Origin of the sequence: Paenibacillus sp. FSL H8-0079, assembly GCF_037991315.1 — a bacterium.
Classification (GTDB): domain Bacteria; phylum Bacillota; class Bacilli; order Paenibacillales; family Paenibacillaceae; genus Paenibacillus.
In genome coordinates, this window is record NZ_CP150300.1 from 3,270,954 (window position 1) to 3,285,519 (window position 14,566).

The window sequence follows — 14,566 nt, forward strand, 5'->3', positions numbered from 1 at the left end:
TATGACAACAATGCAGGAAAACAAAACGGCCAAAAGCGGCTTCCGTTTCTCAAATGTTATACAAAAATTGGGGCCGCTGCTCGGCTTAATCATTCTTATTCTCATCGTATCGGTGATGAATCCAAGTTTCTTGGAACCGCTTAATATTTTGAATTTATTGCGTCAAGTCTCGATTAATGCGCTGATTGCTTTCGGTATGACATTTGTTATTCTGACGGGCGGAATCGATCTGTCGGTCGGCTCGATTCTGGCTTTATCCAGTGCTTTTGTTGCGAATATGATGTTGTCTGGCTTGGATCCGATCTTGTCGATCATTATCGGTGTAGCGCTTGGTGGTGTCATGGGTATGGTGAATGGACTGATGATTACCAAAGGCAGAATGGCTCCATTTATCGCTACATTGGCAACCATGACGATATTCAGAGGATTGACGTTGGTGTACACGAATGGTAATCCAATTACAGGACTCGGGGATAACTTGTTGTTCCAACTGTTTGGCCGCGGTTACCTGCTGGGCATTCCGGTACCTGCAATTACGATGCTGATTACCTTCATGATTCTGTGGATTGTTTTGCATAAAACTGCTTTTGGCCGCAAAACGTACGCTATTGGTGGTAATGAAAAAGCTTCCATTATCTCGGGGATCAAAGTCAATCGCGTAAAAATTATGATCTATTCCCTGACAGGTATGCTCGCTGCTTTGGCAGGTGCAATTCTGACATCGCGCTTGAACTCAGCACAACCAACAGCAGGTACATCCTATGAGCTGGATGCAATCGCAGCCGTTGTATTGGGTGGTACAAGTCTTGCTGGAGGACGCGGACGCATCGTTGGTACACTGATCGGTGTTCTGATTATCGGCGTGTTGAATAATGGATTGAACTTGCTTGAAGTAAACTCATTTTATCAAATGGTTGTAAAAGGCATCGTCATTGCCATTGCCGTCCTACTGGACCGCAAGAAAACAGCATAAGGAGAGAAGCGAATATGAAAAAGTGGACTTTAACACTCGTAAGTATGCTGATGATCATCGTTCTGGCCGGGTGCTCTCTGGAGCCACCGGAATGGGCGAAACCTAACCCTAACAAAAGTAACGGACAGAAGAAAATAGGTTTGTCGATATCTACGTTAAACAATCCATTCTTTGTATCACTGAAGGACGGGGTCATGGCTGAAGCCAAAAAACAGGGAATACAGGTCATCGTGGTTGATGCACAGAATGATTCGGCCAAACAAACCAATGACGTGGATGATCTCATTCAGCAAGGCGTTAGTGCACTTCTGATTAACCCTGCGGACTCTGCAGCAATCTCCACAGCGGTTCAATCGGCCAATAGTGTGGGCATTCCCGTGATCACGCTGGATCGCTCCGCAGATAAAGGCGAAGTGGCGGCACTAGTAGCATCGGATAACGTAAAAGGCGGACGCATGGCAGCTGAATACTTTGTGGAACAACTGGGTGAGGGAGCAAAAGTTATTGAACTGGAGGGTGTGCCGGGCGCTTCTGCAACAAGAGAACGGGGTAAAGGCTTCCACGAAGTGGCTGACAAGCAACTCGATGTAGTTTCCAAGCAATCTGCGGATTTCGATCGGTCCAAAGGATTGAATGTCATGGAGAACCTGCTTCAAGGTAATCCTGACGTGCAAGCGGTATTTGCCCATAATGATGAGATGGCGCTTGGTGCAATTGAAGCCATCCAAAGCTCGGGTAAAGACATTCCGGTCATCGGATTCGATGGTAATGATGATGCAATCAAATCCATTCAGGATGGGAAATTGACGGCAACAGTCGCTCAGCAGCCTATACTGATTGGCCAACTGGCGCTGCAAGCAGCTCTGGATGTGCTCAGTGGCAAGCAGGTGGAGTCTTCGATTCCCGCTGAATTGAAGCTGGTAACGAAGGAAAATGTGAATGAGTAAATCATCATAAAACATGTTTCTCTGTTTGAGACATGAACATAGGATTAAACCAAGCCGCTAATTTTAGCGGCTTTTTCACATTTTGGAAGTATGCGGGCAGCACATTAAACAGATTATTGGCTTTTAGAGCACACAAATGGTAACCCAATTTCCATCAAAGTCTTTTTTATAGTTTTGGATTGCTCCAAAATAGTGTTTTTGGATATGTATAACCAATCCAACTGTTGATACACTAGCATGATATTCCACATAGTCTCAGTCTTCACAATACATAAGGAGGAGCTAATCTTATTGATTCATTCCTGTTCGAAATAGAAAGAAGGTGGCTGACATGAAACATCTAGTAGAAGAAAATCTTCAAGCTGTAAGACAGCAAATGGCACTGGCCTGCCAGGCTTCAGGTCGCAACATAGAGGACATCAAGTTGTTGCTCGCGACCAAAACGGTACCGCTTGAGAAATTACAAATAGCTATTCAAGCAGGTGAGGTCCTGTTTGGAGAAAACAAAGCTCAAGAACTCCGAGACAAATTCCCACTCATGGAACAAAGCAAGCAGGTGGAATGGCATTTTATCGGACATCTGCAAACAAATAAAGTAAAGGACGTTGTTAAATATGTGACTCTCATCCATTCCGTAGATCGTCTGAAACTGGGTCAAGCGTTACATCATCAACTAGTCAAAGAGAACAAGAGCTTAGACATTCTTGTGCAAATTAATACGTCCTACGAAGAAAGTAAATTTGGTGCCTCTCCAGAAACAGCCGTTGAGCTTGTAGAACAGTTGTCCCAATTCGAGACGTTGAATGTGAAAGGGTTAATGACCATTGGAAAACTGAATGCAACAAATGAAGAAACACGACATTGCTTTCGATTGTTAAACCGTATTCACAATCAGATCAAAGAGAAAAACATCCCACGTGTTGAAATGGATATTCTATCGATGGGTATGTCTGGTGACTTCCAAGTTGCTATTGAAGAGGGCGCTACAATAATCCGTGTAGGAACAAGTGTATTTGGTCCACGGTATTTACCGGACGAGTATTACTGGAATGAAAACACACGCATCGATGATTGAGTGAGAGGTAGTGTTAAATATGAAGACAGCATCCCCTTCGTTACGTGGTCACGATCTGATATCACCGGTGATCGCCGCTTTAATATCCGTAATTGTTAATTACGGGGGTACATTTATTCTTGTGTTTCAAGCTGCAAAAGTGGCTGGTTTAAGCCCGGAAATGACCGCTTCCTGGATTTGGTCCATCTCGATTGGGGTAGGCGTAACGGGAATTTGGCTCAGTTATCGATATAAGGAACCGATTATTACAGCCTGGTCTACACCGGGTGTGGCGTTTCTCGTTTCAGCATTAGCGGTAACCCCTTATCCAGAAGCTATTGGCGCTTACATGATTTCAGCAGTCGGATTTATTATTTTAGGTTTGTCAGGCATGTTTGAACGTTTCGTTCGACTTATTCCCCCAGGCATCGCTTCCGGATTGTTAGCCGGTATTTTACTACAGTTTGGTATTTCGGCCTTTGGAGGGGCGAAGGTAGATCCTTTGCTTGTGATTGTACTGTTTGCAGGCTATATCGTGCTAAGAAGGTTTACTTCCCGTTACGCCATTGTTGGCATATTGGCAATCGGTTTGATTTATTTGATATGCATGGGGAAAACAGACTTCAGTACAATCCAATTGACTGTAGCATCGCCTGTATTTGTTGTTCCAGCATTTTCGTTAAATGCTTTACTTGGCGTTGCGCTACCGCTGTTCATTATTACCTTGACAGGGCAGTATATGCCCGGAATGCTTGTTCTGCGTAATGATGGATTCAAGACAAGTGCCAATCCTATTTTAGCTGTAACAGGTTTGGGTTCGCTTCTTGCAGCCCCATTCGGATCACATGCTTTTAATGTGGCAGCTATTACAGCAGCGATTTGTACAGGAAAGGATGCACATGAGGATTCAACCAAACGTTATATTGCAGGTATTGCTTGTGGTGTTTTTTATATTTTTGTCGGCATTTTTGGCGTAACTTTGGCTGCTCTGTTTTTGATTCTTCCTGCTACCTTTATTGCAACATTAGCGGGATTAGCCTTACTTGGAACGATCGGTGGCAGTCTTGCCAATGCATTAACGGACCCTAAGGGACGTGAAACTGCATTGATTACGTTTTTGGCGACAGCAGCGAATGTGACTTTGCTTGGTGTGGGTGGTGCATTTTGGGGACTGTTTGCAGGAATGATGGCACATCTACTGATGAATAGTAAATTTCCAAAAATACAATTTGGATCGAATAGATAACCGTAATATAGAGAGGAAGCCCAAGGTGATTATCTAACACACGGAAGTCTCGTTAATTTTTCATTGAAGGTGTTCTGAGTAACGCCAACGCATTGGCAGAAACTTTAATGAATGAAGGACTCACCCTTGTATCGGGAGGAACAGATAATCATAAGCGAATAAAATGCAATCCCTCACGATACGGCAAGTCCTTTGGTTACGAGCGGTATTCGTTTTGGAACTCCGGCTATGACGTCCAGAGGACTTGGAACCAGGGAAATGAAAGAAATTGCTCAGCTGATAGGGCTTGCTTTTAAAAATCCAAAGAACTCGGATGTGAAAAATCAAATATTAGGTAGTGTCCGTGAAATCACTTCGCAATTTCCTCTATATGAAGGACTTAAATAGCTCAACAGCAGACACAAATAGAGCCTGTAATTGTTCCTAATGGATAACAATTGCAGGCTCGTAATTTGCGTGTTTATATTGAAACTTACTTTTTTGAACGAAGAGATATACTAAATTGAGATATAGGAGACGCCCTAGTAGGCTATACCTACACGAGACTGTACATACTCATCAGACATTAATTGCTGATAAGCAAACTCCGCAGTATCGATTACAGATATAGAAGTTCCACCGTCAGGCAAATAGTCGCGCTCAACCCGGTACTTACCGAGAGATTCTCCATCAAATAAGTAGGTAGGACACACGATGGTCCATTCTAACTCTGAAGCTTTGAGAATGTTGTACATTTCCAGATGCTCTTCAGCTGCTCGCGTGGACTTACGTTTGGATTCAGGGGATTGAAAACGAAGCAAGCCAGGATCCGTTCGACTTTCCAATATTCCTGCGGTACCAATGGTAATGATTCTTTTGATACGCTCCTGAGCCATAACCTCAACAATATGTCCCATGGATTGCGTTAATGTAGTCGTTCCATCGGTACTTAAGGAACTAACAATGAGATCCACACCCTGTATAGCGTGATGAATATCCTCTTTGACTAAAGCGTTTCCTTGATGCAGAACGAAATTGTCATCGTTGATTTGTACCTTTTCCGGGCTTCTAACCAGTGCAGTTACATGATGATTGGAACGTAGGGCATTAGAGACGAAATGACTTCCAACCCGTCCGGTGGCTCCTAACACTAAAATTTTCATTACAAAAAACATCCTTTCGAATCCGATTGCAGAGCATGTTCTCCATCATAAAACAATCTTTGCAAGTCGTTGTATTCCTTCCTCAATCTGATCTTCATCCACTTTCGCAAAACCTAATATCCATCCTTTACGATGACTCTCCAGACAATATTTACTCAGCGGATACACACGCACGCCTTGATTAAGGGCCGCATTTGTCATCGCTTCTTCGTCAAATGAGGTTTCAGATTCAAGCAACATATGCAATCCCGTTTCCACACCACTTAAAGTAAAACGTGAGCTTAGCCCAGAAGCAACAATGGCTTTGGTCATGACTTCGTGTCTGCGTCGATATATGTTCCGAACTCTTCTCATATGGCGCATAAAATGACCACGCTCAATAAAATGAGTTAGCGTTAATTGTTCCATAATCGGCAGATGACGATAGGTTAATTCATGAACTTGGGTAAGGCGATCAATGGCTATTTTGGGGCCGATGATAGCGGATAGTCGAATGCCAGGTGCAACCATTTTGGAAAAACTCATCATATAAAGCGTATTCTGAGGTTGCTGACTAAATATAGTTGGAAGTGGATCTCCACGGTACCTAAATTCGCTATCGTAGTCATCCTCAACAATCCAATATCGATGATGAGCTGCCATGTGCATTAATTGTTGCCTGCGTGGCTCCGACATAATAACACCAACGGCGCATTGATGAGAAGGTGTGACAAATACGAGTTTTGTCTGTGGGTGAATATGATCTACACATAATCCATACTCATCGACTGGAACAGATTCGACTTGCATCCGGCGGTATTTCATCGCCATCCAAGCAGCAGGGAAGCCGGGATCCTCTACCGAAACTCTGTCTCCCTCACTTAATAGAGCCTGGGCAATTAAATCGATACTGTGTTGTGCACCTGAGGTTAACAAGATTTGATCAACATCGATATGAATGCCTCGTTCAAGTGACAAATAACGTTGAATCTGCTCTCTTAACGCCAGTAACCCTCTGGCATCGCCATAAGCCCAAATATCCAAATTAGGTTCAGTGGAAGCTTGTAAAAAAGATTGCCTCCAGGCTTTTGTGAAACTTTCATCCAGATAAGGCTCGTGGGGATTAAAATCAATTTCTATTTTGCGATTGTCTCTATTGCCAAACCAACTATGCAGATGACCAATCGATTCGTTTAGTGTAGGCAGTTCGGGCGGAATAGGCCCTTGCATCGTGACGTCTTCTGATGAACGAGGTGCATATGTCCAATCACTAACTCTTGTCCCGGCTCGTCGGGAGGTGACCGTATACCCTCGGCTGAATAATTCCTCGTACACAATCTGTATGGTTGACCGTGAAACACCAATTAATTGAGCAAGTTCGCGTGAGGGGAGTAGCAATTCGCCGGGTTGCCATTTCCCCGTTGTAATATTATGAATCGCTTGATCCAGAAGTTGCTGCCAGATAGGGCGATGGTCATTCCGATTAACTTTTAGCATTGATTCAACTCCAGTGCTCATGCTGACATTATGGGTTGCAGTCACTTATGTAGTTATGGATGTTTTTGGCACTCCATTGATTGATATATCATTATAGCAAAAGTTCAATTTTCAAACAAAACAAAGCTAGACTAAAGTGATGTTTCCCGTGTGTCCAACCTATTCTGCTTGGTTCTGCCTGGTTCATACTCGATTCATATTCAAGCCACAGATAGTTCATCTTCTTCGGTTACACTACTGGAGTACGAACACAGAGATTCCTAATTCATAGACTAGACAGGAGAAGATGAGATTGACACGAAAGAAACGAACTTCTATCGCCGCCATAACCTTGGTGTTTGCGATGATGTCCCCAATGTCGGCCATGGCCACACCCGCTACCAGTAACGGTAGTAGCCCTACGTATGATCTAACTAAAAAGGCAGTAAGCGCGAAGGCCAAGGTACTTACTGAATCCTACGCTACGACAAGTGTGCAGTACGCACTGATGGATGAGGGCGAGATTGTGATCTCCGGTCAGGCAGGCAAAAATGACCTGAAAAACAACATCCCGCTTTCATCTGATACCATGTATGGCATTGGTTCAACCAGCAAAATGGTGCTCGCAACCGCCGTAATGAAGCTAGTGGACCAAGGCAAGATCGATCTTGATGAGCCTGTCGTGAAGTATATCCCTGATTTTAAAATGAAAGACAAGCGTTACCAACAGATTACACCACGCATGCTTCTGAATCATTCATCCGGACTTCTCGGAACGTCAAGTAACAGTGCAATACTGTTTGGAGATAATGATACCTATGCACATGATACATTACTGGAGCAATTGGCGACGCAACATCTGAAGGCCGATCCTGGCGCATACTCCGTGTATAGTAATGATGGTTTTACATTAGCTGAGATTCTGGTGGAGCGGGTCAGTGGTATGAGTTTTACGACTTTTATGCACCGGTACATAACCGATCCCCTGGGTATGGAGCATACCAAAACGCCGCAGGATGTAGTGGATCTTACTGAAATGGCAGCAACATATTCCCCGTCGCATGAGGAACAGCTTCCATTAGAGACGACAAACATGATTGCTTCCGGAGGCCTGTATTCGACCGCTGAAGACCTCGTTCAATTCTCGAAAATCTTTACAGGTGAGGTTGAAGGTGTTCTTTCGGAGGAATCCGTAGAGGCCATGGAGCAAGAAGAATACAAGAGAGGCATGTGGCCGGAAGAAGGCGATTCGTCTATTGGTTACGGCCTAGGCTGGGACAGCGTGAACCTGTTTCCTTTTAATGATTACGGCATCCAGGCAGTAAGCAAAGGCGGCAACACAATAACCTATCATTCCTCATTGATTGTACTTCCGGAGTATAATATGGCTGCTGCCGTAACCTCTTCGGGTGGTCATAGCTCAACGGATCAATTGCTGGCAACTGAACTGTTGCTCGGCGCGCTTGAGGAGAAAAATATCATTCCGGAACGTAAGCCGGAGAAGTCACATGATGCACCTGTGAAAGTAACCATGCCAACAGAACTTTCGCAGCACACTGGCATGTACGCTGGTGGAGCCAACATGTTAATGAAGCTGGACGTAAAAGATGACGGGCAATTAACGCTATCTAATCTGTCGTCCCCTAACAGTCCTGATCAGACATATACGTACACTGCTGATGGCTCATTTGTTAATGATGCAGGTACGGAAAAGCTGGAATTCGTTCAGGAAGTCAACGGAAACACGTACTTGTGGTCTCGCTCATATCAGTCTGTGCCTGGGCTTGGGCAAGTTGCTTCCTCAGAATATAAGGCAGAAAAGCTTGAAACCAATGAATTGTCGGAAGAAGTAGAGGCCGCATGGCAGAAGCGGGAAGGAAAAGCGTATGTGTTAGTCAATGAAAAATACACATCAACACTGTACAACGCAGCGATGCCGATGATTCCCATTCATACTTTTAATGAGCTACCTGGTTATGTCTACACGAATAAAATCGTTGGAGCTAACCAAGCCGTGAACCAATTGCAAATTCCTGGATTGGCAGGCCGTGACACGATGGAGTTCAATTTCTATGAGGAAAATGGCATAGAATATGTTACAGCTGGAGGCAACGTCTATGCTGCTCAAGACATCATCAAACCGATCTATGCTGGAAAACAATCGAAGACAACCATTCAAGCGAATGGTCAAGCCACATGGTTCTCAATTCCGGCATCAGCTGCAGGTAAAGAAATGACGGTCAAGATGTCTGCAAACAGCGGATTTGCTGTATACAACCAAGCAGGTGTAGGCATTAATCATACAGTGGTCAGTGGACAAAACGAAATTGTATTGCCTGAGAACGGAACCATTGTGTTCGCGGGTGAAGCTGGTTCGAAGTTCGATATTGTATTGACAACCAGAGAAAATTAATAGATGATAAAAAAACTACACAACAAAAAGTCGCGTAAATCGCGGCTTTTTTGAGTTTTTAATTTTAAATACTACGTTTCAAAGTAAATGTACCTTTTTCAGATTCAAGATGTAAAATTGGGTTTCGTAAAGCTTACTTGAAGGGTAAGTATAAGAGGACATTTACTGGTTGGCCAAAAAATGACGGAGGAAAATGTTGCAAGTGGAAAGGCAAAGCATTGATTGTTAATATACAGTAAATAATAACAATCAAGTGGGCAAAAGATCGACAAAAAGCATAACAGTAATACCGATTCCAAAGAAAATAATGATTATTCGGACAACACCGAGACGGGGAGGACACATGAAAACAACGAAGATCTCATTTTTTATACTTTCACTGATGCTGCTCCTGGTGAGCGGTCTATCAGGTTGGGTGGGGAACGCCGCCGCAGCATCCGATTCCGGTAAAACCTATATTATTGGAACCGATATCACATTCGCACCATTTGAATATGAAGATGAGAATGGTGATTTTGTGGGTATCGATATGGATTTGCTGGATGCCATCGCCAAAGACCAAAATTTTAAGTATCAAATCAAAGCTCTGGGATTTAACGCAGCTGTGCAGGCACTTGAAGCCAATCAGGTCGATGGTGTGATCGCAGGCATGAGTATTACGGATGAGAGAAAAGCAAAATTTGACTTCTCAGAGCCATATTATGATTCAGGCGTTGTCATGGGAATTAGTGCCAATAATGATACCATTAAAAGTTACGAAGATCTTCGTGGTAAAAAGGTCGCTGTAAAAACGGGAACAGAAGGGTACAGCTTTGCTGAGTCCATCGCCTCAGAATACGGGTTTACCATTGTTCCATTCGATGAATCATATCAAATGTATGATGATGTAAAGACCGGTAATTCGGTGGCCTGTTTTGAAGATGAACCCGTTCTAAGATATGGGGTAAAACAAAATAATGGGTTAAAAATCGTTACCGACAAAGAGGACGGGGCTTCCTACGGTTTTGCGGTAAGTAAGGGTAAAAATCAGGAATTGCTGGAGATGTTCAATGCTGGTCTTGTGAATATCAAAGCTAACGGTGAATACAAGCGCATTATTGAAGAGTATGTTGGAGAGAACGCCCAAGTCGCAAATCAAGGTCGTTGGGAGCTCATTCAGAAATCTCTTCCTGCCCTGTTTAAAGGGCTGGGAAATACGCTTTTATACACGATAGTGTCCCTGTTCTTCGCGTTTATCATCGGTCTGATTTTCGGATTTATGAAGGTAGGACAGAACAAATTCCTTCGTGGTGTTGCCACCGTATTTGTAGATATCTTCCGCGGCATTCCGCTGATTGTCCTGGCATTCTTTATTTATTTCGGGATACCACAGGCTTTGGGCTTCACGATGCCATTGTTCTTGGCAGCCATTCTGACACTTAGTCTGAATGCAGGAGCGTACGTCACCGAGATTATTCGTGGCGGTATTCAATCGATTGATCGTGGACAGATGGAGGCTGCCCGTTCATTGGGACTTCCTTATCGCAAAGCGATGATTAAGATCGTCATTCCACAGGCAGTGCGGGTTATGATTCCTTCCTTCATTAACCAGATGGTTATTACGTTGAAGGATACGTCAATCTTATCCGTCATTGGTCTCGTAGAGTTGACACAATCGGGTAAAATTGTTATTGCAAGAACGTTCTCCTCTTTCGACATTTGGTTAACGGTTGCGATTATGTACCTGATTGTTATCATCACATTGACCAAAATCGCTGATTATCTGGAGGTGAAGGTTCGTCGTGGCTAAAATTAAAGTTGAAGGTTTGAAGAAAAGTTTCGGCTCGAATCAGGTTCTCAAGGGAATTGATGTGGCGGTCAACGAAGGTGAAGTCGTCTGTGTCATCGGGCCTTCCGGTTCAGGAAAAAGTACTTTCTTGCGCTGTATCAACCAATTAGATGATATTACGGCAGGACGAGTAATCGTGGACGATCAGGATCTGAATGACCCTAAAACGAACTTGAACAAGGCACGTGAAAATATTGGGATGGTATTTCAACATTTTAACTTGTTCCCTCATTTTAGCGTACTCAAAAACATCATGTTTGCGCCCAGAGAACTCGGGATATTAAATGCACAGCAGGCGCGTGATACAGCACTTCAATTACTTGAGCGTGTTGGCTTGTCTGATAAAGCAGATAGCTTCCCAACTCAACTTTCAGGTGGACAAAAGCAACGTGTAGCGATCGCTCGTGCACTTGCCATGAATCCGGACGTCATGTTATTTGATGAACCGACTTCAGCACTGGACCCTGAGATGGTAGGAGAAGTACTTGGCGTAATGAAAGACCTCGCGAGCGAAGGAATGACGATGATGATCGTTACCCATGAAATGGGTTTTGCCCGCGAAGTAGCTGATCGCGTGATCTTCATGGACGGTGGTTACATTGTCGAGCAGGGAACTCCCGCAGAAATATTTGGAAATCCGAAGAATGAGCGGACGATCAGCTTTTTGGAAAAGGTACTCTAGCACTGAATCAATAATCTATGCATTTATCACATTGAAAGTCGCTATATAAGCGGCTTTTTTTGTTATATTTATGAGGTGAATGAATAGAAAGACCGATTGAACTAAGCGAAAAGAGAGGTCTGTACTCCATGGAAAACGTGACACACGAAGAACAACAGGAATCTATCAAAGCCTTTCAATCAACCATCCGCAAATCGGAAAATGCCTTAGTGAATATGACTCAGAAAAGGAATAACACGACATTGTTACAGAAACGTCTCCAAGCTTTATACATCGGTCTAGCACTGTTGGAAAAGGTATGGAATCAGAAATCTCATCCCTACATGGAGGAAGATATCGCAGAAGCTCGTCTTGTCTTGATGGGATTGTTTCCATCCCTTGAGAACATGTATGACAAGTCCAAAGAAGGTAGCCCGCAAAAGACTCTTCTGGAAAGAAGAATTAAAGCATTTCGTCTAGCAGTTCAGGCCATGGATGATTTTATACAATGAACAAGAGGTCTGTCTAATAAGCGACAGACCTCTCTTTTTCTTTTGCAAGCTTAGGAAAACCGATAGAGACGCGCACCGTGCGCAGGTACAGTAGCAACTAAGGAATTCTCTGTAAATTCAGCTGCTTCTCCGCTCCACAATTCGGTACCTTTCGTAATACCCGAGAGGCCGATTTCCTCTATAGCCAGATCCACAGGGAGAGCATCTTCACCTATGTTGAATACAGCGACGTAAGAGAAACCATCCGCATGTTGAGCAGTCCATATAATAAGATCTTCTTTGCGTAAAGCTTCTCTGGCTCCGTAACTCTCGCGATGCATTCTCAGAACCTCACGATTGGTTAACAGGGACAATGTCCAGTCATCGTTATCTCGCAGTTCACCACCAAAAATGAGCGGAGAACGGAAGATGCTCCACAGCGACATCATCGTCAACTGTTCGTCAGGCGTGAACCGAGTCCAGCGATCCGCTCCACCACCATCTACAGAACGGATACCGATATGACCCAAAGGCAGCATATCACAGTCTGGCCAGCAGCCTGCTTGGGGAACGCCCTGCCACGTCCGGCAGCGGTCGAACATATCCAATAACAATGGCCAGAGGTCCCAGAAATCGTCCGTGACACGCCACATGTTGGCATGTTCAGCCAAGAATTCGGAGTATTCCACCGGAGCAGGGCCAGGAGAGAGACTCAGTACCATGGGCCGACCAGAGCGCTCAATCGCTTTGGATATCATTTCAATCTCTGGCTGATGGGTGTCATAGAGTCTTGAAGCAGCAATATCGTCTACTTTCACCAAGTCAACGCCCCATTGTGCATACAGTTCAAAAAGCGAATCGTAATAGGCCTGTGCGCCTTCTTTTGAGCTATCAACACCGTACATATCCGTATTCCAGGGACAGATGGAGTTCGGATGAGCAATATCACGCGCAGTGGCGGTTGTACCCAGAATCGGAGTAGCCGCATGTGCAGCTTGACGTGGAATACCGCGCATGATGTGAATGCCGAATTGCAGTCCAAGACTATGAACGTAATCGGCTAATGGCTTAAATCCCTGTCCACTTGCAGCGGAGGGAAACCGATTCTCAGCAGGCATAAGCCGTGAATATTCATCCATGATTAGTGGAACGAACGGACGATATTGCGAAGAATTGGCCAAAGGCTCATACCATTGAATATCGACCGTAATGTAACTCCAGCCGAAGTCTTTAAGATGTTCTGCCATGTACTCGGCGTTGCCACGAATTTCGTCTTCCGTAACGGCTGCGCCGTAACAATCCCAGCTGTTCCAGCCAAGCGGTGGAGTTGATGCTGCAAGCGTATGGTTCATGGGAATGCTCCTTTATGAATTAATTATTGCTCTCGCTCAATTCATCATAATAAAGGATTTTATTAATATCTACAGTAATGTTGAGTGTGAAATAGCAAAATATTGCGGTTAGTCGAAGAACAATTTACGGTACACAAGACTTTCTCCGCCACTACGAAATTCACCTGGCGTAACGCCGGTTATGCTACGAAAGGCTTTGATAAAATAACTTCCACTGGAATAGCCGACTTGTTCGGCGATGACTTCAACACTAAGGGTAGTTCCGCGCAACAGTTCCATCGCCTTCTCAGTGCGTACACGGGTCAGATAAACACCTGGCGTCAAGCCTGTACTGGTGGAAAAGCGACGTATAAAGTGATATTTGGAAAGGGAAACCTGTTCGGCAAGGTGATCTATACTGATCATCTTGGAGTAATTGTTTTCTATGTATTCAACAGCTATTTGAATGTTCTCAGACCAATTCTCCTTGTTGTGCAATGTTGTTTTCTGTAATCGAGTCAATTCTGTCATGAACTGATATACGCTGGATGATGCGATCAGAGGATCAGTGATTCTGCCTGCCGCCGCATCAGTCACGATCATTCGCAACAGTCGGATGGGTGTACAATCAGCGGGAAGATAGGGAACTTCTCCCGCTTCACGAAGAAATTTTCGCCAATGGGGCAAAATAAGAGTGGGCCTGAACAGCAGAAACAGAAACTCCCAAGGTTCTTTTGATGCTGAATGGTAGTAATAGCGATGTGGCCCTGGAATTTCCACTAAAAAAGCTTGTCCTGCGCTAACATGATGAATGCGATTATTCGACTCAAATACACCCTCACCCGAAATTGTATATTGGAACAACAGGAGAGGCCCGTCCGAACGTTCGAGTCCATCCCAATGATAAGAAGGATCGGTTATTGAATCACATCCAGCCGCATACAGTACACACAGTTGGAGCTCCTTGTCTTCCGCGAATCGAAACCCATAGGTTCCTCTAGGGATATTCATGTCAGCTCTCCTTG

12 protein-coding genes and 1 pseudogene are annotated in these 14,566 nt (G+C 44.3%); 9 read left to right on the top strand and 4 right to left on the bottom strand.

Annotated features, from left to right (window positions below; translation table 11 throughout):
* Nucleotide 1 precedes the first annotated feature (1 nt).
* From rbsC to MHI06_RS14655, 5 genes and pseudogenes are all read left to right on the top strand, one after another.
* A complete protein-coding gene (rbsC, locus tag MHI06_RS14635; RefSeq protein WP_340401970.1) occupies nt 2-973 on the top strand; it encodes a ribose ABC transporter permease in 972 nt (323 codons plus the stop codon).
* A gap of 14 nt (nt 974-987) precedes the next feature.
* On the top strand, nt 988-1,920 hold the full coding sequence (gene rbsB, locus MHI06_RS14640) for a ribose ABC transporter substrate-binding protein RbsB (protein WP_076331135.1): 933 nt from the start codon (nt 988-990) through the stop codon (nt 1,918-1,920).
* Between the two features lie 331 nt (nt 1,921-2,251).
* Entirely contained in the window at nt 2,252-2,995 is a 744-nt protein-coding gene (locus MHI06_RS14645; protein ID WP_340401971.1) for a YggS family pyridoxal phosphate-dependent enzyme, read from the top strand.
* 19 nt (nt 2,996-3,014) lie between these two features.
* Complete coding sequence (locus MHI06_RS14650) at nt 3,015-4,220, top strand: benzoate/H(+) symporter BenE family transporter (RefSeq protein WP_340401972.1); 1,206 nt, start codon at nt 3,015-3,017, stop codon at nt 4,218-4,220.
* Nucleotides 4,221-4,279: 59 nt separating this feature from the next.
* Nucleotides 4,280-4,607, top strand: a pseudogene (locus MHI06_RS14655) (serine hydroxymethyltransferase); the annotation flags it as partial.
* Between the two features lie 134 nt (nt 4,608-4,741).
* Here MHI06_RS14655 and MHI06_RS14660 read toward each other — a convergent pair.
* Both MHI06_RS14660 and MHI06_RS14665 read right to left on the bottom strand, forming a co-directional pair.
* On the bottom strand, nt 4,742-5,362 hold the full coding sequence (locus MHI06_RS14660; protein WP_340401973.1) for an SDR family oxidoreductase: 621 nt from the start codon (nt 5,360-5,362) through the stop codon (nt 4,742-4,744).
* 45 nt (nt 5,363-5,407) lie between these two features.
* Nucleotides 5,408-6,838, bottom strand: coding sequence for a PLP-dependent aminotransferase family protein (locus tag MHI06_RS14665; protein WP_340401974.1), 1,431 nt, complete (start codon nt 6,836-6,838; stop codon nt 5,408-5,410).
* A 286-nt stretch (nt 6,839-7,124) separates the two neighbouring features.
* Here MHI06_RS14665 and MHI06_RS14670 point away from each other — a divergent pair, with 286 nt between their 5' ends.
* From MHI06_RS14670 to MHI06_RS14685, 4 genes are all read left to right on the top strand, one after another.
* Nucleotides 7,125-9,230, top strand: coding sequence for a serine hydrolase domain-containing protein (locus MHI06_RS14670; RefSeq protein WP_340401975.1), 2,106 nt, complete (start codon nt 7,125-7,127; stop codon nt 9,228-9,230).
* Nucleotides 9,231-9,573: 343 nt separating this feature from the next.
* On the top strand, nt 9,574-11,019 hold the full coding sequence (locus tag MHI06_RS14675; protein ID WP_169479440.1) for an amino acid ABC transporter substrate-binding protein/permease: 1,446 nt from the start codon (nt 9,574-9,576) through the stop codon (nt 11,017-11,019).
* Complete coding sequence (locus MHI06_RS14680) at nt 11,012-11,740, top strand: amino acid ABC transporter ATP-binding protein (protein WP_340401976.1); 729 nt, start codon at nt 11,012-11,014, stop codon at nt 11,738-11,740. The genes MHI06_RS14675 and MHI06_RS14680 overlap by 8 nt, the downstream gene beginning before the upstream one ends.
* A gap of 128 nt (nt 11,741-11,868) precedes the next feature.
* Nucleotides 11,869-12,231, top strand: coding sequence for a hypothetical protein (locus MHI06_RS14685; protein ID WP_340401977.1), 363 nt, complete (start codon nt 11,869-11,871; stop codon nt 12,229-12,231).
* A 50-nt stretch (nt 12,232-12,281) separates the two neighbouring features.
* Here the strand turns inward: MHI06_RS14685 and MHI06_RS14690 are convergent, their stop codons facing one another.
* Both MHI06_RS14690 and MHI06_RS14695 read right to left on the bottom strand, forming a co-directional pair.
* A complete protein-coding gene (locus tag MHI06_RS14690; protein ID WP_340401978.1) occupies nt 12,282-13,562 on the bottom strand; it encodes a glycoside hydrolase family 27 protein in 1,281 nt (426 codons plus the stop codon).
* Between the two features lie 108 nt (nt 13,563-13,670).
* Nucleotides 13,671-14,552, bottom strand: coding sequence for an AraC family transcriptional regulator (locus tag MHI06_RS14695; protein WP_340401979.1), 882 nt, complete (start codon nt 14,550-14,552; stop codon nt 13,671-13,673).
* Nucleotides 14,553-14,566: the final 14 nt, after the last annotated feature.